Origin of the sequence: Chitinophaga nivalis, from assembly GCF_025989125.1 — a bacterium.
Lineage (GTDB): Bacteria > Bacteroidota > Bacteroidia > Chitinophagales > Chitinophagaceae > Chitinophaga > Chitinophaga nivalis.
The window spans coordinates 7,614,978-7,639,283 of sequence record NZ_JAPDNR010000001.1 but is presented as its reverse complement, the minus strand read 5'-3'; the positions used below and the strand labels follow the sequence as shown (position 1 = coordinate 7,639,283).

The following is a 24,306-nucleotide window of genomic DNA, read 5'->3' as shown; positions in this document are numbered from 1 at the left end:
ATGGCATATGATCAGTTACCGAATTTAGAAAGCTTGCTGCAGTTATCCAAATCGGATGTTCACAAAAGTTTATAATATTTTATCTTGTTCTGTAGGTAGATGATAACAGGGGATAGGATCAGGTATTTTTTTTCTGCAGGATAAGATTGTTGCCATCCTGGGTGATGTGAATATTGAGTGCATTCGACAGGATGCCGATCAATGTGCTGATATCGGGTATTTCCATGTCAGCAGTGGTTTTGTAGCTGGTCAGTTCCGGATCTTTGAAGATAACCTTGCAGCCATAAAAGTCTTCTATCACGCGGGCTACTTCCTGCAGTGGTGTATTAACAAAAACAAACCGTTGTTGTTTCCAGGAGGTATAACGCAGGGTATCTGTTACCTGTTGTAACAACGAATCATCACCGGTATGGTATGCCAGCATTTCACCGGGCCGGAGTTTGCTGACCGGGCGTGTTGTTTCCGTGAACCGGATATTTACACCACCATGGTTTAATACCACCCGGGTTTGTTCATGACGGGTGTATACATTAAAGGCAGTACCGGTTACCAATACATCCAGGTCGGGGGTATGTACGGTGAAGGCGGCAGCATCGGGGGCCGGTTTTACGGTAAAGAAGGCTTCTCCCTGTATCCACAATTCACGTTTATTGTGTAGCCCGAAGTGTTTGGCATATTTAATCGAAGAGTTGGCGTTCAGGATGACTTCCGAATTATCGGGCAGTACTATGTGAGAGATCTGGCTGTTTAAAGTGGCCAGGTGTACATATTGTTCTCTGCTCCATTGCCAGATACCGAGTGTGACGATCAGTATAATACTGGCAGCCACCAGTAGCCATTTGAGTTTTAGCTGCACAGAAATGGCGCGCACAGGCACCTGTGGGGTTTGTGCATCTATGGCCTGCCATAGATGCTGTACCCGTGTTTCGTCGGGTGTATGGGTTTTGAAGCGCAGTTTGCGCAGCAGGGCTGCGGCTTCCTGTACTTCTTTTTCCTTTTCAGGATGCTGCTCCAGGAATTGTTGCCAGAAAGTGGCAACAGCCGGTTGTTCGAACCTGACCCATTCCTGAAAATATGCATCTGCCAGGAAATCGTTCGTGCCGTAACGAAGGTATTCTGCGAAGGTGCGTTGCGCTGTCATAATATCATTTCAGGAGAAACTGGGACTATAAATATACTCCGGGCAGCCAACATCCCCAAATCATTCTCGCTGCCCGCCATCCGGGCCGGTGGTATTAACAGGTTTTGTTCTCTATATAATATACATCGATGGTGCATTTTACCCCATGTAATTTTTTATTTGTGACAACAACATATACTTGTCTGTCAGAATAATTTTAAAAAACATAAAAGGAGTATGGTAATAAGGGTATCCCGCAGGTGACTTAACGCCCGGAATACATGCTTATAGGTATTCTTTACCGTAGTGCCCATAATCCGGGCAATGTCTTCGTAGGACGCATTTTCATAGAAACGCAGGTAGACCGCTTCCTTCTGGCGCGGAGGCAGCTGCTGCATGGCTTTTTGCAATCGGGCTGTTTCCATCTGCTGGTGTTCTGTTTGGATATGCTGATCTTCAGCCGAAAGCGCTGCTTCCAGAAAGAATAGTTCAGGATCATACGCTGCAATTTTCTGTGATTGCGAGAGTTTTCTGAAAAGCAGGTGGCGGAATGCTTTTAAAAGATAGTTCCTGACGCTGGCCGGAACGGATAGTTTTTCCCGGGTTGTCCACAAACGGATGAATAGGTCCTGTATAGCATCTTCAATCAAATCTTCATCCTGCGTAAATTTAAATCCGTAATTATAAAGACTGCCTACAAACGTGTTAAAAAGATATGCCAGTGCTTCCTTATCACCCGTCCGGAAAGCTTGCCAACGTTCAGCATCCCCGTTGATTGGATTATTCTCCATTACTTTATGGCTGATTCACTCCTAATATACAATCAAAAAAATTAATAGGGAATTAAAATCACCTGAATGCAGCAGTCCTGCGTGAAAGAGCTGGCACTACTATGAAAATAACCCCTGTAGAAATACAGGGGTATCAATTTATAGTAACAGCATGAGTTCACTGTTTGGCTAACTACTTTGCCTATACGCTGTTACCATACCACGTAATTGTTGGATTTTGAACCGCGTCTTAAAAATTATAGGTAAATGATAAGCTTGCTCCGGTGTATGCCGGCACAATTCTGCAGATGCCGCCCACGCACAGTAAGCCTTCCCGTTGCCGGCCGTAGCTCAGGGATATACGGGCTGCTTTGTAGGCATAGGCGCCGCCGATGTTGTAATAGTGTATGCTTTTGGTTTGGTAGTTGAGCATATCGCCTGCAAAAAAAGACCAGCCGGGTACACAGCTGTATTCCAGCAACAGTGCCGCCCAGTTCTTTTCATCATCCGGCGTCCACAGGTGCTGTGCTTCTACCCGCAGGGCATGTTTCTTATCGAAATTCAGCAGCACATCCGCAATGGCGGCATTGGCGTGTACCATGCCATAGCCGGGCCCCAGCAGGTATCCTTTATTGTATAAAAGATTCATGTAGGAGAAGATCGTCTTCACCATAGGTGTCCATCTTTTCTCCATTGTGATATTTACATCGCGGTATAATTCCGTAGGACCAAAGCGCCAGAAACTGGACGTATAGCCCTCTTTGGATTTGACGCGGAAAGTATCCAGGTCGCGATAGAGGGAAGCTGTCAGAGAAAGCCGGGTCCCATAGCGGCCACCCAGCGGGGTATGTTTTCGGAAAGTATAATAGATATCTGCCTTACCACCTATTTCCCCCATCGTTTGCGCCGCATAGGGATACAGGTTGGGCAGGGAATAAGTATATAATTTGGTCAGTGCCGGCAGATAATTCAGGGTAGCGATATTATCTTTTTTCGATCTGTCGGAACGGAAGTCCATGTTTTCCAGGCGGCGGAAAGCCAGGTCAATGCCCAGCCCTTTGTTGGTGGTGATGGACTGTCCGATATATAAGGCCGATCCTTTTTTGTAAATGTCTTTGTTGATCAGGTTGGGATCTGCACTTTTTCCGGCATATTCTACCTGCAGCCGGTAGTGGGCATTGTCTAGTCCCAGTCGCGCGGAGTAGGCATTGACGGCGGTAGGGAAATCATCTGTTGCACCAGTATATTGCTGGAAACGGTTTACAATACTACCGCCGATGGTAACGCCCCATTTGCGCCGAACTTTCAACAGGTCCAGCAGATCGAGTTCCAGGTCGGCGCCCCGTACGGTACCTTCGCCATTTTCCATCAGCACCCGTTGCAGTCCGTAGGAAGCTTTAAAGCGAATACTGCTCAGCGGGGTGAAATGTACATTCACCCCATCCATGATATTATCGATACCGAGTTGTCTTTCTTCAAAAGAACGAAATACCAGCCCATTGCCGTATTGTTCGTAGAAGTTACCGGCGGTAATATCAATTTTGTCTGTCCGGTATCCTGCAAAACGATGGGTGAGTTTTGTACCTTTTAATCCATCGGGATATCCTACCAGTGCAGGCAGGTAGGATTCCAGCTGAATGCCGGCATAAAAATTCTTCAGCGTATAATTCAGGGTGAAATAGCTGTTACTGCCTATCTTATCGGTGGGTGCTTTGGCATCGGTGGCATTGTCGGTCACATAATACTGATGGTTCGACTCCAGTCCGCCGCTTAGTTTGCCGGGTATTTCCTGCGCGTGTAATGTAATGCTGCTACCTGTGAGTGCCAGGATTGTCAATAGTCTTTTGTTCATAATAATTGCCAGCTGATAGTGTGAAAGGATGAACGGTTGAAAGTGCTTTTCGGAAGCAGGTTCGGTTTATTTTGTCTGGGAAAGCTTTTTTACCTTTTCCAGCAGCTGATATTCATCACCCGGATTGTAGCCGGAATGTTTTTCTGCGATCTTGCCTTCTCCGTCGAGTACAATGGTATAGGGCACATTGGCGATGCCCAGGGCACGGCAAAGATCTTTGTTGTAGTCATTGTATATTTCGTATGTCCATCCCCGTGAGGTGACCATCGATTTTACACTGCCGTTGGTACGGGCGTCATCAATAGAAATAGCAATGACTTTGATACCGGTTGTTTTTTGCCATTCGTCATAGTTTTCGGCAATAGACTCCAGTTCGGTAATACAGGGCTTACACCAGGTAGCCCAGAAGCTGATGATGGTTGGTTTCTGATTGTTGGAGAAGGTAGTGACATTCACTAATTTACCTTCCAGGTCTTTGACCTGTACGTTGGGTAATTTGTTGCGGTTATCCTGTGCAATGACCGTGGTGATGGTTCCTATACAGCAACTCAGGGTAATGATAGCGGCCCTCAGCAGGCGGGTAGTTGATTTCATACGACAGTTTTAAGGCGATAAGATGCTCCGGCAGTCATGTGTTGCCTGAGTCCGGGCTATACCGGCTGCCGGAGCGTAAAAGATGGCAGCAATACTATATACAGGATCAATCAAATAACTGAGACTGACCGGCGAGTACAGATTGTGCGTTGAAGTTTTCTATAATTTTTCCTTCATCATCCTGACCAAATACCAGGGCTACAATATGTGTTTTGGCTGCCTGGTATTTGCTGATGTCTACAGTATATTGTTTGGTATAAATAGCGCCTTTCACTTTATAGTCAGCTGGTAATTCATCTCCTTTGGCATCTGTCAGCACTTTTCTGATAACATGGTTATATACATACCCGGTGATTTTAGTAGGTAACTTGGTCAGGTAACCTAAATCCGGATCATCTTTGTAGTCATCTTTTACGGATGCTTCTGCATAATAATTCGCCTGTGGAGCACCGGTCAGGCCATCTTCTACTACATACACCAGTATTTTTGCTTTGGAAACAGACAGGTTTTGTCCCAGTCCTACTTTAAGCGTAACGGTCAGGTTACCATTGCTGGCAGCGGTATTGAGCGAAACTCCCAGTACCGCAGGTTTAGCAAAAAAGGTGTTCACTGTTGAATCGGCCTGCCTGAAATTGATTTTATCTGATTTATCATACCAGTCGATGAAAGCCGTTCTTTCCAATACACTGGAAGGATAGCCCTGCACGCCCAGTTTATCGGATATTATCTTTAATACATCTTTGGTGATGGAAAATTCATCCGAACCATGAAAAGCGGTAACAATCAGGTTGGGGTACTTACTATGCAGTTTGTCCAGCAAAACAGGCATGCGGGGACACCATCCGCACCAGGTACCGGTAAACTCTTCTACCACTGCTTTTTTGGTGTATTTTTCCGGCGCGCCTTTTTCTATACCGCCACCAGGCCGGGTGGTGTCACCACTGGTGGGATTGTTGTTGTTATCTTTTTTAGAACAGGAACTGGTCAGGAAAATACTGAACAGGAAGCAGGCGCCAAACAGATAAGGAATGATTTTGGGTTGCATAAAATGGTTTTTGTTTAGTGTGATAGAATTAAAATTTGAATGGATTGGGTTTTACAAGGCAAAAAAATCCTGGCTGCAGTCCGAGAGGATTGCGGGTTAGAAACTTTTATTGCTGGTTGCTACATCGATGCTAAATAGTATATACACGGGGTTCACTTTTTTACCCCTCGCTCCGGAAATTTTTTTTTGTATCGATGGGAAACAGGGAAGGGGGGCACTGCAGATGCTTTATAGTAAGCATTTTTACTGCTACAGTCCGGCAGTATGAATTTCCGCATATCGTAAATAACTTTCCTTATTGCGTAAGTCTTCAACTTAGCAAGTCAGTACTTTTGCCCTCGCAATTTCAGACTACTATAAGATGTATAAATATTTATTGCTTTTGACCTGTGTAATGCGGGCAGGGGATTTGTTTGCCCAATCCGATACGACCGGCAGCAAAGCATTACAGGAAGTAGTGGTGACCGCTACCCGTAATGAACAGCTGGTAAATAAAGTACCTATACCGGTTACCATTATCAAAAAAGAACAGATTCAGTCTATGGGTGCCGTACTGCTACAGCAGGTACTGGCAGAACAAACCGGATTGTTTGTTACTGCCAATCATGGTACGGGTATACAAATGCAGGGACTGGAAGCAGAATATACCCTGATTCTGCTGGACGGCGAACCGATGATTGGCCGTACTGCCGGCACCCTCGACCTGTCGAGGATTGTAGTAAGTAATATAGAACGGATAGAAATTATAAAAGGACCCGTTTCCTCTTTATATGGCAGCGATGCAATGGCAGGTGTTATTAATATTATTACTTCTGCCAAAAAAAGAGAAGGTGTTACCAGTGTAACCGGCAGGTATGGTACTAATAATACCTATAACCTCGACGCGGGTACGAAAATACCTTTTAATAAAGGGTTGTTCTCTTTAAATGCCAATTATTATCACAGTGATGGGTATAGCCTGGTAAAGGAAAGCACCACGCCTACTGTATCTCCTTTTAAAGCACTCACGGTACAGTCGCGCTGGCAGCAGGACTGGTCAGACAAGTGGCAGAGCGTTCTTTCCGGCCGGGTATATGATCAGCGTTACACCAGTGTTTTCTCCGAGTCGAAAGGAATGGTAGATGATAAAGGAAAAGAGCAGGATGCGAATGTATCCCTGCATATCCGGAATACCCCCAACAAAAAATTCTCCCAGATACTGCGGTTGTACTATTCGCGCTATGCGACGAAAGAAGATATGTTGTATCAGCATGATCAAAGTGTGTATGATGCTTCTTATTTCACGCAGCAATACCTGAAACCGGAATACCAGGCAGACTGGCAGCTGCATCCGCAGCATCAGCTGACTGCCGGCGTAGGCTATGTGCATGAAACGCTGGAAGCTACCCGCTATGATGAAAAAATGGCTTTTAATACCGGTTACCTGTTCCTGCAGGAAAACTGGAAACCCGGCGATAAATGGAATATTTTATTGGGTGGCCGTTTCGATACCCATAATCAGTATCCATCTCAGTTTAGTCCTAAATTATCCATATCCTATAATTTCCTGCCCAACTGGCGGATACTGGGATCCGCCGGCCGTGGCTACCGGGCGCCGGATTTCCGGCAGTTATACCTGCACTTCAATAATGCCGCGGTAGGCTATACCGTGGCGGGAACCAAACTGGCCGCGGATATCCTGAAAGAAATGCAGGCAAAAGGGGAAATCAAACAACTGAACATTGACCCGCAGCAATTAAAAGACCTGGATGCAGAAAGTTCCTGGTCCTATAATCTGGGTGTACAGGGGAAGCCCTTCCAGACTACCACTGCCAAAGTGAATTTCTTTTATAATAAAGTAAATAACCTGATAGATACCCGCGCTATTGCGGAGAAAACCAACGGACAGCGTGTATTCAGTTATGTGAATGTGAAAAGCATCACGACTTATGGCGCAGAAGCGGAGCTGAGCCAGACGTTATTTAAAAACTGGCAGCTGTCCGGTGGCTATCAGTACCTGCGTACCCGCGACAATGAATTATTCGACAAGGTAAAACAGGGAGAAGTATATACGGTAGACGAAAAAACGAAAGAAACCCGTGCGATGGAACGCAAGGAATACTTTGGACTGTTTAACCGTTCACACCATACTGCCAATCTGAAACTGTCCTTTATCCAGTCCAGGCTAGGTATCGACGCCAATGCCCGGGTACTGTACCGCAGCAAATATGGTTTTACAGATGACAACGGGAATAATACCCCCGATGCCAAAAGCGAGTTTGTTCCCGGCTATACGACGGTGAACCTGGCTGCAGCCAAATCATTGTTCCGCAATCAGCTGCGCATACAAGGCACGATAGAAAACCTGTTTAATTATACGGATCCGCAGCATATTTCCACGTTACCCGGCAGGTTGTATTCCGTAGCACTTACCTGGACATTTTATCATTTAAACAATCATAATTAATAAGCTATATGAAAAAACAGTCTTTCTTTTTAGCGGCTTTCGCTTTGTCAGTAACCCTCTTCGCTTCCTGCAGTAAAAAGGACGATGATCAACCTGCACCTACGCCACCACCTGTTACGCCGCCTGCAAATACCATTGTTGCCAATACGTATAACAACCTGGATGCGGATGTTGCCGGTAAAGGAAGCTTTACGTTGTTCAGCATTGCAGAAAATAAAATTATTCCGAACAGTGACTCTGCTACTACCAAATGGGATATTGGTTTCCGGGCTACTACCATCATCGTAAACGGCGGTACCAGCGGTCCTGGTCAGGCAGCTGCACAGGTAACTACCGGCGTATACAATAACCTGTATATCGCACCGGAAGCAGGTTATGCAACAGATGGTCCTACAAAGGCGATCACCGGATGGTATTCCTATAACATGGATACCCATTTGATTTCACCGGTAGCAGGTAAGTTTTTTGTGATTAAAACGGCCAACGGTAAATACGCTAAACTGGAAGTATTCAGTTATTATAAAGACGCTCCTTCACCTGCAAATCCTACTGCTCCCAGCCGTTATTACAGTTTCAGATATGTATACCAGGCAGATGGTAGCCGCAATTTCAAATAATCGTTTTTTGTTTCACCAACTCAACTCAATATCGTCATGAACAGATTGATCACACTCACCATTGCAGGCGCCTGCCTTTCGTTTAGCGCCATTGCCCAGAAAAAGGGGAACGACAAATTACAACAGGACAAAGCAGCTATCAAAGATATGTGCGGCTGCCACGACGTTACTTTTGAATACACCGAAACGTTTCCGTCAGATAGCACCTACAAACCAAAAGGATACCACAAGATCATTGATGCGACCGAATACATTACTGTAGCCGATGAAAGCAACAACCGTATTGTACTGCAGCATCTGCTGATTGCTGATGGCGATGTCATCAAGCACTGGACAGAAGACTGGCAATACGAAAATCAGTCCCTGCTTGCTTATGAACAGGACAACCAATGGAAAAAAATACAGCTGCCGGCTGCACAGGTAAAAGGCCAGTGGACACAGAAAGTATTTGGGGTAGATGATGAACCGCGTTATGAAGGTTCTGCTACCTGGGTACATGCTGATGGCCGTCATTACTGGGAAAGCAGCAGCGATGCCCCATTGCCGCGCCGCGAATACACTACCCGTAAAGACTACAATGTATTGCACCGTACCAATCACCACGAGGTTACCGCGAAAGGTTCTGTACATGAGCAGGACAACCTGAAAGTGATCCGGGAAAATGGAAAAGACAGGGTACTGGTAGGTGAAAAAGGCGTGAATACCTATGCACGTATCGACGAAAGTAAATGTAAAAGTGCAAAAGACTGGTGGGAACAGAACAAACAGTTCTGGGCACTGGTACGCAAAGGATGGGATAAAGTCTATGGCACCAATACAACGATCAACTTACAAAAGAAAGTTAACAACGAACCATTATACAAAGTGATGATGACGTTGGAGAAAAAAGCATTCAACAAGGAATTAAGTGGCGAAGCGCTCGAAAAAGAGATTGCTGTTACCTTACAGCAATTTGCCACTAAGAACGATGTGAGTCTGAAACGATAAACGAGTTGATAAAAAAGAACCGCAGCTATTCCTGGCTGCGGTTTCTTTATTTTAACGATTGAAAGTATTATAGCGGGATACCTGGTTATCGTAACTCCGGCTGAGTTGTTCGACAATATAATCCGGCATACTGCCTTTCTCTTTGGCGTCGCGCATAATTTTACGTGCATCCAGCAGGAAAGTATGGAAGCCGTCATAAAAGCTGTTGTAGGAAACTTCTTTATGCGCTTTGGTGGCGTTGTCCATATCTATTTTCGCATGTGCGGCCTGTGCTTTTTCCAATGCATCATATGCTGCCTGCGCTTTGTCTGCCACTTTACCGTAAGAGGCAGCGCCATCTTCCATGATCGCTATAAAGTCGCTGATAGACTTCATATCTTCTTTCATGGCCAGGATATAGGTTTTCAGCGGACTATCCTTCAGGATGATGATTTCGCTGGCATCTGCCACTTCACTTACCTTTTTCATCAGTACCACCTTCTCTGTCTGTAAGGCTTCGGCATGGCTACGGATATCGCTGATCAGCGCATTGCCTTTCGCACCTTTGTCGTCTTTATAATCCTGCGCCGACAGATAGTCTTTCAGTTGTTTGTAACTGGAGTCCATTTGTTTATAGGTCTGGATATAGCTGGTGACTTTCTCTTTGAAGAATTGCTGATCGGCTTTGCTCAGGTCTTTCACAGGCTCATCTACCTTTACTTTCGAGTTTCTGTTGAAAGTCGGAAAGCTGTGTGGGGTCAGCATACCGGAGAAAGCAAAGGGATCAGATGGATTTTTTAATCCTTTTTCTGCCTTATCCACGTATTTCATTAAGGTATTGACGTAGTCGTTGTTTTTGTTGGACAGGTCTACAATCAGATTGGTATACTCAATAATGTTGTTCGCAGATGAAGAGGACTGGTCTTCATATTCGGCGGCGGTGCCGCTGGCATTGCCTTTTTTGCTGCTGTCGTTACAGGATACGGTTGCAGTCAGCAATGACATACAAACAGCGGCGCTCAATAATAATCTTTTCATGATGGTAACGGAGTTTTTTTCGGTTAAACAGTTCACATGCTACTGCGGGGGCAATATAACGTCCGCAAATATAGAAAAGAAAGCGGAATTGTATCCTGCCAGCCCATGATTTCACGGATGAGGCGCCGGGTGTGTGTATGATATGTCCGTTGAGATGAATACCTTACAGGTAAAATAAGTGCATTGGACATGAAAAAAAACGCGTTGCTGCTGCTGGGTTGTTGTCTGTGTATAAGCAGTTATGCACAGTTCAAAGATCCCCGGCCGGTTAAAAGGCCGCCTAATATTATTGTCTTTCTGGTAGACGATATGGGCTGGGAAGACTCCTCCGTTCCGTTTTGGTACCAGGTAACGGCAACGAATAAACGCTTTCATACACCCCATATGGAACGGCTGGCCCGCGAAGGAATGAAATTCACCAATGCTTACGCCACGCCGGTATGTACCCCCTCCCGGGTAAGCATGCTGACGGGGATGAATGCCGCCCATCATGGCGTCACCAACTGGACGTCTCCGCGTAAGGACGTTTCTTCCGATGTACCGGATGAAACCTTGCATCCGGCATCCTGGAACACCAACGGCTACAGTCCCGTACGGGGTATTGCCCATACCGTATATGCCACCCCGTTACCCGCATTGCTCCGGGAAGCGGGTTACTATACCATTCATGCCGGCAAGGCACATTGGGGCGCCATGGGTACACCCGGCGCGAACCCCTATAATATGGGCTTTCTCGTCAATATAGCCGGTCATGCGGCTGGCCATCCGCAAAGTTACCTGTCGGAAGAAAACTATGGTAACATGTCCGGGAAGGCTACCGCCCAGGCAGTACCTGACCTGGAAGAATATTATGGTACCGGCACCTTTCTCACAGAAGCCCTTACACGGGAAGCCATCAAAACACTGGATGAACCGATTAAGCGGAAACAACCATTTTACCTCTATCTCGCACATTATGCCGTACATACCCCGCTGCAGGCCGACCGGAAATACTATCAGCGTTACCTGAACGAGGGCCTGGACAGTACTGCGGCAAAGTATGCCGCTATGATCGAAGGAATGGATCAAAGTCTGGGTACGGTAATGGACTACCTGCGTACCCGGCAGATAGATGGTAATACCATCATCCTGTTTATGAGTGATAATGGTGGGCTTAGCCTGGCTCCACCCCGGGAAGGGCAGCTACATACCCAGAATGCGCCGCTGCGTGCCGGTAAAGGCTCTGTATATGAAGGCGGCATCCGGGAACCGATGCTGGTAAAATGGCCGGGTGTAACGGCTGCCGGCAGTACAGCCACCCAACCCGTGATCATCGAAGATTTTTTTCCTGCCATCCTGGAAATGGCGGGCATACAGCTGTACAACGCCGTACAATCGGTGGATGGCAACAGCTTCGTTCCCATATTGCGCAATCCGGCGTATACAGACAGTAGCCGCGCCCTCGTATGGCATTATCCCAACAAGTGGATTCCGGAAGGAGGGCCTGGCATCAACTATAAAAGCGCTTTGCGGCAGGGCCGCTGGAAAGTAGTGTATGACCTGCGCACCGGCGCGGCAGAATTATATGACCTGCAAACCGATATCGGCGAACAGCGAAACCTGGCTGCACAGGAACCACAGCGTACCACTGCTTTGGTGCGGCTGTTGTCGCAGCGGCTGCAGGCCTGGAAGGCGCCGATGCCTGTATTAAAGGCCACTGGCCAACCATTGCCATGGCCGGGCGAGAACAGGCCATAAGTAATTAAAAAACAGTGCTTTCCTCGGGGATACCACTGTACCTTGTTTGCCTGCCGATACTTACCTTTGTGACTTGTTACTAACAGTGTAACAGTTGTAGGTTATCTGATGACCGGCATAATCTTATCCGGTTCTAAAACAAAAAAGGCAGCGCTTTGGCACCGCCTTTTTTGTTTTATAGTATATTTGCCCCCGTGAGAAAGAAAGGAGTCTACATATTATTGCTTCTTTTTGTCCTGCACAATGCCGCTTTTAATCAATTGCTGAAGATTCCGCTGTTGTTCAGCCACTTCTTATATCACCAGCAGCTTAACCGCGATATTAGTGTGACAGAATTCCTGTGCATGCACTATTGGGGAGAAGATATGGATGATAATGATGAAGAACAGGATAATAAGCTACCTTTTAAGCAGGTAGATGCCCACACCATTCACCAGACATTTATTCCGCTGGCCAAGGCTGTCACCATCCGTTTACAGGAATGTAAAAATATAGTGATGGATTATCCGATACAGAAAGACAGCTACCTGCCCGATCCTGCCTTATCGGTATTAATACAACCTCCCCAGGCCTGAGCCTTTCATACCGCCTGATTTTATGGATCGTTTGCCGGCATTCACCAGCCGCATACGAATGAATTGTTTGATCCTATTTTAACGCAATAAATTATGCTGAACCGCATTATTGGCTTTTCTGTAAAGAATAAGCTGATTATTGGGCTTTTTGTGCTGGCATTGATCGGCTGGGGAAGCTTTGAAGTGACCCGTTTGCCAATAGATGCCGTACCGGATATTACCGACAACCAGGTACAGGTGATTACCGTGTCTCCCTCTTTGGGCGCACCAGACGTGGAACGACTCATCACTTTCCCGATAGAACAGTCCTGCAGTAATATTCCCGGACTGAAACAAATCCGGAGCTTTTCCCGTTTTGGCCTGTCACTGGTCACAATTGTATTTAATGATGAAACAGATGTATACTGGGCCCGGCAGCAGATCGCTGAACGGCTGCAACAGGTACAGCGCGAAATTCCTGCCGGCGCCGGTGCACCGGAAATGGCTCCCGTGACAACGGGACTGGGCGAAATCTACCAGTATGTGGTACGCCCGAAAGCCGGATATGAAGGGAAATACGGGCCGATGGAACTACGTACCATTCAGGACTGGATGGTACGGCGACAACTCCTGGGCACTCCGGGCGTAGCAGATGTGAGCAGTTTCGGTGGAGAGCTGAAACAATATGAAATAGCTGTGGTGCCGGAACGGCTGAAAGCCAGTAATACTACCATCGCGGAAGTATTTGACGCCCTGGAGAAGAACAATGAAAATACCGGTGGCGCCTATATCGAGAAAGGCCCCACGGTATTGTATATACGCAGTGAAGGCCTCACCGGCAGCATTGCAGACATTGAGAAAGTAGTGGTGAAAACACTGGATAACGGTATGCCACTGCTGATACGTGATGTAGCGACAGTACAATATGGTGCGGCCATCCGGTATGGCGCCATGTGCTTCAATGATAAAGGAGAAGTAGCCGGCGCCGTGGTGATGATGCTGAAAGGCGAAAATGCCGCTGCTGTCATCAAAAATGTGAAAAAGAAGGTAGCGGAAATACAACAATCCCTGCCCGAAGGTGTGGTGATAGAGCCTTTCCTGGACCGTACCAAGATGGTGAATAATGCCATTAAAACAGTGGAGACCAACCTGGTCGAAGGCGCTTTGATTGTGGTGTTTGTATTGGTATTCTTCCTGGGAAATCTGCGGGCTGGCCTGATTGTATCTTCCGTGATTCCCTTATCGATGTTATTTGCCATTATCCTGATGAATAAATTTGGGGTAGGTGGTAACCTGATGAGCCTGGGCGCCATCGACTTCGGTTTGATTGTAGATGGTACGGTGATCGTTGTAGAAGCTATCCTGCACCGGTTTTCCCACTCCCGTCATTTCCGGCAGGTGACAGCGGTAAATCAGGATACCATGGACGCCGAAGTGAATAACGCTACCGGTTCCATGATCCGTTCTGCTGTATTCAGCCAGATCATTATTCTGATTGTATACATTCCAATTCTCTCGCTGCAGGGTATAGAAGGGAAGATGTTTAAGCCGATGGCTTATACCGTCGCCTTTGCCATATTGGGCGCCTTCCTGTTATCCGTCACCTATGTGCCGATGATGAGCGCCTTGTTCTTAAGCAAAAAAATCAATCACCGGCCTACGTTGGCAGACCGCATCATGGTATGGCTGGAAAGGCGCTACCAACCTGCTTTGCAGCGGATGATGCGTTTCCCGGTACGAATTATCGCCGGTACGCTGGTATTGCTGGTGCTGGCTGTATGGTTGCTGGGCCGCATGGGAGGTGAATTTATTCCGGAACTGGAAGAAGGAGATTTCGCGGTAGAAACCCGTTTACTGACCGGCGCCAATCTGCACACCACTATTAATGCCACGCAACAAACCGCAGGCATCCTGCTGAAAAAATTCCCGGAAGTAGAAAAAGTCGTGACCAAAATAGGGAGTGCTGAAATACCTACAGACCCGATGCCGCTGGAAGCAAGTGATATGATGGTGATCCTGAAAGATAAAAAGGAATGGGTATCTGCGAAGAGCTTCGATGAACTGGCCGATAAGATGACGAAAGCGTTATCTGTAGTACCGGGCGTGAGTGTAGGTTTCCAGTTTCCGGTGCAGATGCGTTTCAATGAGCTGATGACCGGCGCCCGCCAGGATGTGGTGTGTAAGATATTCGGGGAAGACCTGGACTCGCTGGCTGCCTATGCCAACCGGTTGGGCGATATCATTAAAACGGTTGATGGTGCCGCGAACCTCTACGTAGAAACGGTAACGGGGATGCCGCAACTGGTCATTAAATACGACCGGGATGCCATGGCACGATATGGATTGAATGTAAGCGATATAAACCGCACCGTGAATACGGCTTTCGCTGGCCAAAGCACCGGGCTGGTATATGAAGGAGAGAAACGTTTTGACATGGTGGTACGGCTGGCCGGTGGTTCCCGGCAAAATATAGCAGATGTACAAAATTTACTGATCCCGACGGCACAAGGCACACAGATCCCTTTGTCACAGGTGGCCACCGTGGCGGCTATAGAAGGCCCTAACCAGATCCAGCGGGAAAACACCCGGCGGCGCATCATTACAGGCTTTAATGTAAATGGCCGTGATGTGCAGACCATCGTGAAGGAGCTGCAGCAGAAAGTACAGACACAGCTGAAATTGCCTGCCGGTTACACGATCGTATATGGCGGCGCTTTTGAAAACCTGACAGCTGCGAAACAACGTTTAAGCATCGTGGTGCCTGTGGCATTGCTGATGATCTTCCTGTTGTTGTATTTCGCTTTTGGTTCTGTAAAACAGGGATTGCTGATTTACACCGCCATTCCGCTGTCGGCCATCGGTGGCATACTGGCATTGTGGATACGGGACATGCCTTTCAGTATTTCTGCCGGCGTAGGCTTTATTGCCTTGTTCGGGGTAGCGGTACTCAATGGTATTTTACTCGTCACGGAATTCAACCGCCTGCAAAAAGAGGGCTGGACAGACATCCGGCGGATTGTCATACATGCTACTAAATCCAAACTACGGGCGGTATTGATGACAGCGCTGGTACCTTCGCTCGGGTTTATCCCGATGGCAGTAAGCCAGGGCGCGGGGGCTGAGGTACAAAAACCACTGGCATCTGTTGTCATTGGGGGATTGATTATCTCCACTTTACTCACTTTATTCGTATTACCTGTGTTATACATTTTGTTTGAAAAAGGATTCGGATATTTTAAACCGGGAAAGATAGCAGCCCTGGCTGTTATCGGTTTCGTACTGGCCATGCCGCAGCAATCGGCTGCACAGGTAGTTACCCTGCAACAATCCCTGGATATGGCTGTGAAGCAGAACCTGCATATGCAGGTATCCCGGTTGGAACAGCAGTACCATCAGGCACTGAAAAAAAGTTATCTCTCCATAGATAAAACAAATGTGGGGGTGGAATATGGTAAAGTCAACAGCCTCGCCAACGATAACCGTTTCACGCTCTCTCAGGGTATTCAGTTTCCAACGGTATACAAACATCAGCGGAATATCAACCTGCTCAATACCCGCATCAGCGAAGTAGCTACCCAACAGCGGGGGATACAACTGAAAGCGCAGGTAAAACAAACCTTTTATACCCTGGTGGTATTACAATACAAAGCGCAGCTGCTGCAGGAAGCAGATAGTATTTACCGTGCCTTCCAGCAGAAATCTGCCCTGCGTTTTAAGGCAGGTGATATTGATGCGCTGGAAAAAACAACTGCCGAAAACCAGCGTTGGCAGATTGCCAACCAGTTGTTAATGCTGCGCACAGATTATGATAACCTGCTGCAGGTATTCCGGATGCTTTTAAATACGTCCGATGCCCTGGTACCGGCGATGGATAGTCTGGTATATCCGCTCTCGCTGTTGCCCGATACCGCTGCCATGATACATACGCCGGCATTGGTACTGCAGCAACAGCAGCTCTTGCAGCGGGAAGAGGAATTTAAGCTGGAGAAAAGCCGGTTATTGCCCGACTTCAACCTGGGCTATAGTAATATGAGCATCATCGGTTATCAACGGGTAGGAGAGGAAGAGAAATATTTCGACGGCGGCCACCGTTTTTCTGCTGTGAGTGCGGGTATTGCTATTCCTGTTTTCAGCAGCGGACAACGGTCCCGTATCAAAGCGGCGAATATCCTGCTGCAACAACAGCAACAAGAGCTGGCTGCCACCCGGCAACAACTATCTACTGAGTTACTACAGGCTTTAAGTACGTATAACCGTTACCGTAAATTATTGGATACCTATCATACCACCTTGCTGAAAAATGCCGCTACCATTATGGAAGGCGCCGATAAAAGACTGAAAGGCGGTGATGCGGGCTATCTGGAATGGGTAATCCTGATTAATCAGGCCCTGGAAATACGCAACAATTATTTCGCTGTAGTAGAACAATTAAACCAGTCTGCTTTTACCATTGAAAAACTGAGTGCTACCAACTAATTTATTTTTTATGAGATTTATTATTATCACAGCAGCATATATCTTTTTACTGGCGTGTAATCCGGCTCCCGCTGCCCGGGAGGAAGCTGCCACTGCACCGGTAGTCGCCAACGAAGTACAGCTGACACCGGAACAGTTTAAGAACGGCGGCATTGCGGTAGGAACAGTGACGCAGCAGGATATGCATACCGTATTAAAAGTAAATGGTGTGGTGGATGTACCGCCGCAGAATATTGTATCGGTGAGCATTCCCATGGGTGGCTACCTGAAAGGGATGCAGCTGTTACCTGGTATGGAAGTGAAAAAAGGACAGGTGCTGGCGGTGATGGAAGACCAGCAATACATCCAGCTCCAGCAGGATTACCTGGTAGCTGCCAGCCGGCTGCGTTTCCTGGAAGCAGACTATGCACGCCAGCGGGAATTGAACGAAACCAAAACAAACAGCGATAAAGTATTCCAGCAAGTAAAAAGTGAGTATGAAAGCCAGCAGGTGATGTTGCGTTCCTTAGCGGAAAAGTTACGGTTGATCAACATTTCACCAGAGCGGCTTACGCCACAGCATATCACCCGTAGTATCGGTGTACCCGCGCCTATCAGTGGTTATGTGACGAAAGTAAATGTCAATACCGGTCGTTATGTAAGTCCTACAGAGGTGTTGTTTGAGCTGATAAACCCGGCAGACCTGCACCTGAGTCTCACCGTTTTTGAAAAAGATGTGGCCGGCCTCGCACCCGGACAAAAAGTAACCTGTTATGCCAATGCCGGTGAAAAGTATACCGCCACTATTCACCTCATTACCCGCAGTCTGGATAATAACCGGGCCGCGGAGGTACATTGCCACTTTGAAAAGTACGACAAGCGCCTGTTGCCAGGCATGTTTATGAACGGGGAAATCGCATTGGACAATGCACAGGTAATGGCAGTGCCAGATGATGCCCTGGTGAAATGGGAAAACAAATCCTTTGTATTTGTAGCGAAAACAGCAGATACATTTGTAATGACACCGGTGGAAACAGGCACTAACTATAACGGATACACGGAAATAAAAACAAACCTGTCCGGTAAACAGTTGGTAACAAAACAAGCCTACACTTTGCTGATGAAACTGAAAAACAGCGGAGAAGAATAGCCGGTAGGTTACAGGAAGCAGCGGGGTGGCCGGTCAGGTTACCCCGCTGTTTAATTTTCAGCTATGAGTGATTTTTTTCCGGTAATCTGATGGCGATACACCAGTGATTTTCCTGAACAGCCGGGTGAAATAGGAAGCAGATTGAAAGTTCATTTCAAAAGCGATACCGGCAATATCACGGGTGAGATCCTGCAGCAGGATCTGGCTGTGCAGGATGGCTATCTCATTGATCCATTGCTTGGGCGGCTTGCCGGTGGCTTCTTTCACACATTTGTTGAGATAGTTTTCTGAAATATTGAGTTGATGGGCATAAAACAATACCGACTTCTGGGTCAGGTGATGCTGCTGTACCAGCTCCCGGAAGTGAAAGGCAATTTCCAGGCTTCTGGTCAGTGCCTGTTCACCGGTGCGCTCCTGCCGGATGATTTTCGACAGCAGGGACTGAAACAATGAGATGGCAATGTCTATGGAACCATTAGCCAGGCTCAGTTCTGTTTCAATCAGCTGCAGCAGGCTGTCCAGCCACTTGACGGTAACAGCAGGCAGCACTGCAAAAGGGGAGGAGAAAAAGAAATGCCGGATATTGGTTTTGAGAGAGAGGTTGTTGATGATTTCATTTTCATATACCATAAAATATCCTGTGGCATCTGCAGATATTTCCAGGGTGGCGGTAATACTTCCTTGTTTGATCAGCAGCAGGGAATTGGCAGTGATGCTATGAGCAGCTGCTTCCAGTTGCTGCACGATAGTGCCCTGCGTAACAAATATCAGGAAGTTAAAAGAGGTACGGTAAGGCAATACCGGTATTACAATGTTCCTTAAATAATCTTCGATGCGGTATAGTTGCAATTTGGAATCATTCTGCAGTATCTGCCGCGAAAGCCCCGGCAGAAAAAGCTTTTTATATTCGTAGTTGGTGAATAATCTGACAGATGACTTCATATGCTTCCTCCCTATGCAGGCGTAATTTATGACAATAAATTCAGGATTTGTGCTATTTCAGGGTTTTGATAATAGCTACCTTGCAGACTCAATTTCCGCAGGTAGTACACAACGAATGAAAATATCCGCCTACCATATTATACTCACACTCTTACTGGCCGTCTTTTCTTTAGCAGGACAAAGCAATGCGTTTGCCGCCGTTTCGTGGCAGCATCAGGAAGACCGTGTGGCAGTATGGAATAGCCAGGATGCCAACTGTACACTCACTGCGATGGCGCCGGAAGATATCTTCGCTTTATTAGCCATTCTGAAAGATGCTGACAGTGTAGATGATACCGATACCGTGGCTACTACCTATCAGCTGAGCCGCCTTGCTGGCTTGCTGACGGCGTTTTACCAATCTTTATTCCTGTCTGCCGAAAAACCAATGCTGGCAGGTAGTATGTTCCTGGATACACATATAGCCGGAGAGCCTCCACCACGCTATATTCTGTTCCACACCATCCGTATTCCTTTTCTTCCCCTTTCTTAAGTTTTCTCTTTTTTCATGCAACAGCGCAGCACTTGGCTGTGGTCGTACTGCTGTTGTTACCTACGCTACTACTGCATGAGGTAACCGGCTCCCGTACTCCTGTTTATTGAAATTTCCGTCACAGATATGTCCATAAACGATGGCTTGCTCAGCCATTGTATGGGCCATCCCTGCACTGTATTTTGTTATTTACAAATATCATAGTATGCATTTAACTCCCCGAGAATCAGAAAAACTGCTGCTGCACCTGGCAGGTGAGCTGGCAGCAAAACGCAAAGCCCGCGGCCTTAAACTCAATTATCCGGAATCTATTGCCTACATCAGCAGCCACCTGATGGAAGCTGCCCGCGACGGAAGATCCGTAGCAGAGCTAATGCAATATGGCGCTACCCTCCTCACACGGGAAGAGGTGATGGAAGGTATCCCGGAAATGATTCATGATGTGCAGATCGAAGCCACTTTTCCCGATGGTACCAAACTGGTGACCGTACATGATCCTATTCGCTAACAACTAAATCCGCATACATGATTCCCGGAGAATATTTTATTGCTGACGGCGACATTATCTGCAATGCCGGTCGTACGCCTGTGACCATAAAGGTGGTGAATACCGCCGATCGCCCCGTGCAAATCGGCTCCCACTGCCACTTCTTTGAAGTAAACCGTAAAATGAGTTTTGACCGGGCCAAAGCATTTGGTACCCGCCTCAATATTGCTGCCGGTACTGCCGTGCGATTTGAACCCGGTGAAGAAAAAGAAGTAGAACTGGTGCCGTTGGCCGGCGCCCGCAAAGCCTTTGGTATTAATAATCTCACCAACGGCGATACCACTACTGAAGCCGATAAAGCAGCTGCTATGGCACAGCTGGAAGTACGCCACTTTAAAAACGAACAACGATGAGCCTCAGGATCAATAAAGTAAAATATGCCAATATGTACGGCCCTACTGTAGGAGACCGCGTACGGCTGGGTGATACCGATATTATTATTGAAATAGAAAAGGATTTCAACCATTATGGTGACGAAAGTAAATTCGGCGGTGGTAAAACCGTGCGTGATGGTATGTCGCAGTCCAGCACAGCTACCCGCGATCAGGGCGTACTGGATTTTGTGATTACCAACGTCGTACTGATCGATCACTGGGGTATTGTAAAGGGAGACCTGGGTATCAAGGATGGTAAGATCGTTGGTTTCGGCAAAGCCGGTAACCCCGATACCATGGATGGTATCGCCCCGGATATGATCATCGGCGCTTCTACAGAAGTACACGGCGGCGATGGCCTGATCGCAACAGCCGGTGGTATCGATACACATATTCATTTTATCAGCCCGCAACAGGTGGAAACAGCTTTGTTCAGCGGGGTAACGACTATGATTGGTGGCGGTACCGGCCCGGCAGATGGCACCAATGCCACCACCATCACACCCGGCAAATGGTTCCTGGAACGCATGTTACAGGCAGCCGATTCGTTTCCGATGAATATGGGTTTTTTCGGTAAGGGTAACTGCGCAACGGAGGCACCCATCGCCGAACAGATAGAAGCGGGCGCTTTAGGCGTTAAAATTCATGAAGACTGGGGTGCTACGCCCTCTGTAATAGACGCCTCCTTAAAGGTAGCCGATCAATACGATGTGCAGGTAGCCATTCATACAGATACGCTCAACGAAGCCGGATTCCTGGAAGATACCATGGCGGCTATTAATGGCCGCGTGATCCACACCTTCCATACAGAAGGCGCTGGTGGCGGCCACGCACCCGATATCATCAAAGCGGCCATGTATCCGAATGTATTGCCGGCATCTACTAATCCTACCCGGCCCTACACGGTTAATACCATCGATGAACACCTGGATATGCTGATGGTATGTCATCACCTGAGTAAAAATATACCGGAAGATGTGGCGTTTGCAGATTCCCGCATCCGTCCGGAAACCATTGCTGCAGAAGATATCCTGCATGATCTGGGCGTATTCAGTATCATGAGTTCCGATTCACAGGCCATGGGGCGTGTAGGCGAAGTCGTTACCCGTACCTGGCAGACGGCGGATAAAATGAAGAAACAACGGGGCGCTTTACCAGAAGATGCAGCTGGCAGTAATGACAACTTCCGGGCGAAACGGTATGTGGCGAAGTATACCATCAATCCTGCCATTGCGCATGGTATTGCCAATTATGTAGGTTCTGTGGAGCCCGGGAAGTTCGCTGATATTGTGCTGTGGAAACCGGCCTTATTTGGCGCCAAACCGGAAATGATTATCAAAGGCGGTATGATCATCGCCAGCAAAATGGGCGATCCGAATGCCTCTATTCCAACGCCGCAACCCGTGATCCTGCGTAATATGTTTGGCGCTTACGGCAAAGCCATTCATAAAACCTGTATCACCTTTGTATCCAAGGTATCCCTGGAAAAAGGCATCGTAGCGGAATACGGCCTGGAAAAAATAGTGCTGCCGGTGAGCGGCTGCAGAACCGTTGGTAAAAAAGACCTGATCCACAACGATAAAACACCGGATATCACAGTCAACCCGGAAAACTACGAAGTAAGGGTAGACGGTGAACTGATTACCTGTGAGCCGGTAGATACTGTGCCATTGGCACAACGTTATTTCCTGTTTTAATGCACCTGACATGATTATAGATACCATCATCGGTAACCTGGACACAACAGATACCAGCGGCCTGCAGATAGACCTGTTATCCCTGGAGTGGTTTGAAACCACCAAACGTATCCTGCGTAAGCATACACAGGGCGGTATGGAAATCGGTATTCGTTTTCTGAAAGAAGGACAACGGCTGAAACAAGGCGATATCCTGTATCGGAACGATACGAAAATAGTGGCGGTAGATATTTTGCCCAGTGATGCGATTGTGGTCACACCACGATCGCTGCTGGAAATGGGGAGTGTTTGTTATGAAATAGGGAACAAACACCTGCCGGTATTTATACAGCAGGACCAGGTACTGATTCCTTTTGAAGAACCGATATTCCGCTGGCTCATCGCCAGCGGATATGCTACCACAAAGGAACATACCCGACTGACCAATCTGCTGAATGCCAACGTACAGCCACATCAGCATGGTAGCGGCAGTTCCCTTTTTTCCAAAATCATTGGCCTGGCAGCCAGACAATAAGCACTCGTATGAAGCATCCTTTCTTAGGGCACCTGTTGCAGTTGAGCGATCCTACCTTACCCATCGGCGGATATTCCCATTCCAATGGACTGGAAACCTACGTGCAGGAAGGAATGGTAAAAGATGTAGCCACGGCACATGCCTATGTACAACAGATGCTGACGGCCAATCTGCAATATAATGATGCGGCGTTTGTATGTCTTGCCTATACCGCAACAACAGCGGCATCGCTGCCGGCATTGCTGACGCTGGATGAAGAAGTGACTGCGTTGAAGCTGCCCCGTGAAATCCGGGAAGCCAGCCAGAAGCTGGGTATCCGGCTGATGAAAGTATTCAACCGGCAACAATCCTATCCGCTGGCCATAGATTTTACTACCGCCGTGCAGCAGAAAAAAACAGCGGGGCACTATTGTATTGCCTATGGGATGTATGCTTGTTTACTGGGCATTCCATTGCCGGAGGCATTGTTCGCATTTTATTACAATGCCGCCGTAGGCATGATTACCAATGCCGTGAAACTGGTGCCCCTCGGGCAACTGGATGGGCAGGATATCTTGTTTGCCCTGCAACCGGTGATGCAACAGCTGGTAGAAAATACGCTGCAGCTCGACCGGGAGCTGGTAGGTATCTGCAACATCGGATTTGATATCCGTTGTATGCAGCATGAAAGACTGTACACGCGTTTGTATATGTCGTAACGATTAAACAATACTGAAAATGGAAGCAAGAAAATATGTAAAGATAGGCGTAGCCGGACCGGTAGGTTCCGGTAAAACAGCGCTGATAGAACGTTTGTCACGTGCACTCATGAATCATTATAGCATGGGTGTGATCACCAATGATATTTATACGAAAGAAGATGCGGAGTTCCTGACAAAAAACAGCTTATTACCCCGCGAGCGTATCATCGGCGTGGAAACAGGCGGATGCCCGCATACCGCTATCCGGGAAGATGCCAGCATGAATCTGGAAGCAGTGGATGAAATGGTGATCCGGTTTCCGGAAGTGGAGCTGATCCTCATTGAAAGCGGAGGCGATAACCTGTCTGCTACTTTCAGCCCGGACCTGGCAGATGTAACCATTTTTGTGATTGATGTGGCAGAAGGTGATAAGATCCCGCGTAAAGGAGGCCCTGGTATTACCCGCTCCGATTTGCTGGTGATTAATAAAATAGATCTCGCACCATATGTACACGCCGACCTGGGTGTGATGGAACGGGATGCTCGCAAAATGAGGACCGGCAAACCTTTCGTGTTTACCAACCTGATGTCATTGGAAGGATTGGATACTGTGATTGGCTGGATTAAAAAATATGCCTTGCTGGAAGAAGTGGCAGAACCGGCGTTGGTAAGATAA

21 protein-coding genes are annotated in these 24,306 nt (G+C 47.5%); 14 read left to right on the top strand and 7 right to left on the bottom strand.

Features of this window, described 5'->3' with window-relative positions; genetic code table 11:
• Positions 1-118: 118 nt before the first annotated feature.
• The 5 genes from OL444_RS27815 to OL444_RS27795 form a co-directional block, all read right to left on the bottom strand.
• The gene (locus tag OL444_RS27815; RefSeq protein WP_264727931.1) at positions 119-1,141 is read right to left on the bottom strand and encodes a FecR family protein; all 1,023 of its coding nucleotides are present in this window, start codon (positions 1,139-1,141) and stop codon (positions 119-121) included.
• Between the two features lie 185 nt (positions 1,142-1,326).
• Positions 1,327-1,911 carry an RNA polymerase sigma factor gene (locus OL444_RS27810; RefSeq protein WP_264727932.1) on the bottom strand — a complete coding sequence of 195 codons (585 nt, stop codon included), beginning with the start codon at positions 1,909-1,911 and terminating at the stop codon, positions 1,327-1,329.
• A 229-nt stretch (positions 1,912-2,140) separates the two neighbouring features.
• Positions 2,141-3,742, bottom strand: coding sequence for a DUF6029 family protein (locus OL444_RS27805; protein WP_264727934.1), 1,602 nt, complete (start codon positions 3,740-3,742; stop codon positions 2,141-2,143).
• Positions 3,743-3,808: 66 nt separating this feature from the next.
• On the bottom strand, positions 3,809-4,336 hold the full coding sequence (locus tag OL444_RS27800) for a TlpA family protein disulfide reductase (RefSeq protein WP_264727936.1): 528 nt from the start codon (positions 4,334-4,336) through the stop codon (positions 3,809-3,811).
• Between the two features lie 106 nt (positions 4,337-4,442).
• A complete protein-coding gene (locus OL444_RS27795; protein ID WP_264727938.1) occupies positions 4,443-5,381 on the bottom strand; it encodes an Omp28-related outer membrane protein in 939 nt (312 codons plus the stop codon).
• A 382-nt stretch (positions 5,382-5,763) separates the two neighbouring features.
• On the opposite strand from OL444_RS27795, the gene OL444_RS27790 reads away from it, so the two are divergent.
• From OL444_RS27790 to OL444_RS27780, 3 genes are read left to right on the top strand one after another with little or no spacing between them, the layout of a single operon-like run.
• Entirely contained in the window at positions 5,764-7,827 is a 2,064-nt protein-coding gene (locus OL444_RS27790; protein WP_264727940.1) for a TonB-dependent receptor plug domain-containing protein, read from the top strand.
• Positions 7,828-7,835: 8 nt separating this feature from the next.
• On the top strand, positions 7,836-8,444 hold the full coding sequence (locus OL444_RS27785; RefSeq protein ID WP_264727943.1) for an HmuY family protein: 609 nt from the start codon (positions 7,836-7,838) through the stop codon (positions 8,442-8,444).
• Positions 8,445-8,480: 36 nt separating this feature from the next.
• Positions 8,481-9,431, top strand: a complete 951-nt coding sequence (locus OL444_RS27780) for a DUF6607 family protein (RefSeq protein ID WP_264727945.1) — start codon at positions 8,481-8,483, stop codon at positions 9,429-9,431.
• A gap of 51 nt (positions 9,432-9,482) precedes the next feature.
• On the opposite strand, the gene OL444_RS27775 is transcribed toward OL444_RS27780, so the two are convergent.
• A complete protein-coding gene (locus OL444_RS27775; RefSeq protein ID WP_264727947.1) occupies positions 9,483-10,448 on the bottom strand; it encodes a YiiG family protein in 966 nt (321 codons plus the stop codon).
• 189 nt (positions 10,449-10,637) lie between these two features.
• Here OL444_RS27775 and OL444_RS27770 point away from each other — a divergent pair, with 189 nt between their 5' ends.
• The 4 genes from OL444_RS27770 (at position 10,638) to OL444_RS27755 (ending at position 18,344) form a co-directional block, all read left to right on the top strand.
• Complete coding sequence (locus OL444_RS27770) at positions 10,638-12,185, top strand: sulfatase (RefSeq protein ID WP_264727949.1); 1,548 nt, start codon at positions 10,638-10,640, stop codon at positions 12,183-12,185.
• Positions 12,186-12,379: 194 nt separating this feature from the next.
• A complete protein-coding gene (locus OL444_RS27765) occupies positions 12,380-12,760 on the top strand; it encodes a hypothetical protein (RefSeq protein ID WP_264727952.1) in 381 nt (126 codons plus the stop codon).
• A gap of 93 nt (positions 12,761-12,853) precedes the next feature.
• Complete coding sequence (locus OL444_RS27760; protein WP_264727954.1) at positions 12,854-17,215, top strand: CusA/CzcA family heavy metal efflux RND transporter; 4,362 nt, start codon at positions 12,854-12,856, stop codon at positions 17,213-17,215.
• A gap of 10 nt (positions 17,216-17,225) precedes the next feature.
• Positions 17,226-18,344 carry an efflux RND transporter periplasmic adaptor subunit gene (locus tag OL444_RS27755; RefSeq protein ID WP_264727957.1) on the top strand — a complete coding sequence of 373 codons (1,119 nt, stop codon included), beginning with the start codon at positions 17,226-17,228 and terminating at the stop codon, positions 18,342-18,344.
• 57 nt (positions 18,345-18,401) lie between these two features.
• On the opposite strand, the gene OL444_RS27750 is transcribed toward OL444_RS27755, so the two are convergent.
• Positions 18,402-19,286 carry a helix-turn-helix domain-containing protein gene (locus tag OL444_RS27750; RefSeq protein WP_264727958.1) on the bottom strand — a complete coding sequence of 295 codons (885 nt, stop codon included), beginning with the start codon at positions 19,284-19,286 and terminating at the stop codon, positions 18,402-18,404.
• A 115-nt stretch (positions 19,287-19,401) separates the two neighbouring features.
• On the opposite strand from OL444_RS27750, the gene OL444_RS27745 reads away from it, so the two are divergent.
• From OL444_RS27745 to ureG, 7 genes are all read left to right on the top strand, one after another.
• Positions 19,402-19,818, top strand: coding sequence for a hypothetical protein (locus tag OL444_RS27745; protein ID WP_264727960.1), 417 nt, complete (start codon positions 19,402-19,404; stop codon positions 19,816-19,818).
• 205 nt (positions 19,819-20,023) lie between these two features.
• Entirely contained in the window at positions 20,024-20,326 is a 303-nt protein-coding gene (ureA, locus tag OL444_RS27740; protein WP_264727962.1) for an urease subunit gamma, read from the top strand.
• Positions 20,327-20,343: 17 nt separating this feature from the next.
• Positions 20,344-20,718 (top strand): urease subunit beta, encoded by a 375-nt coding sequence (locus OL444_RS27735; protein WP_264727964.1) that lies wholly within the window; start codon positions 20,344-20,346, stop codon positions 20,716-20,718.
• On the top strand, positions 20,715-22,436 hold the full coding sequence (gene ureC / locus OL444_RS27730) for an urease subunit alpha (protein WP_264727965.1): 1,722 nt from the start codon (positions 20,715-20,717) through the stop codon (positions 22,434-22,436). Before OL444_RS27735 ends, ureC begins: the two co-directional genes overlap by 4 nt.
• A 10-nt stretch (positions 22,437-22,446) precedes the next feature.
• The gene (gene ureE, locus OL444_RS27725) at positions 22,447-22,950 is read left to right on the top strand and encodes an urease accessory protein UreE (protein WP_264727967.1); all 504 of its coding nucleotides are present in this window, start codon (positions 22,447-22,449) and stop codon (positions 22,948-22,950) included.
• Between the two features lie 8 nt (positions 22,951-22,958).
• On the top strand, positions 22,959-23,648 hold the full coding sequence (locus tag OL444_RS27720; protein WP_264727970.1) for an urease accessory protein UreF: 690 nt from the start codon (positions 22,959-22,961) through the stop codon (positions 23,646-23,648).
• 19 nt (positions 23,649-23,667) lie between these two features.
• Entirely contained in the window at positions 23,668-24,306 is a 639-nt protein-coding gene (ureG, locus tag OL444_RS27715; protein WP_264727972.1) for an urease accessory protein UreG, read from the top strand.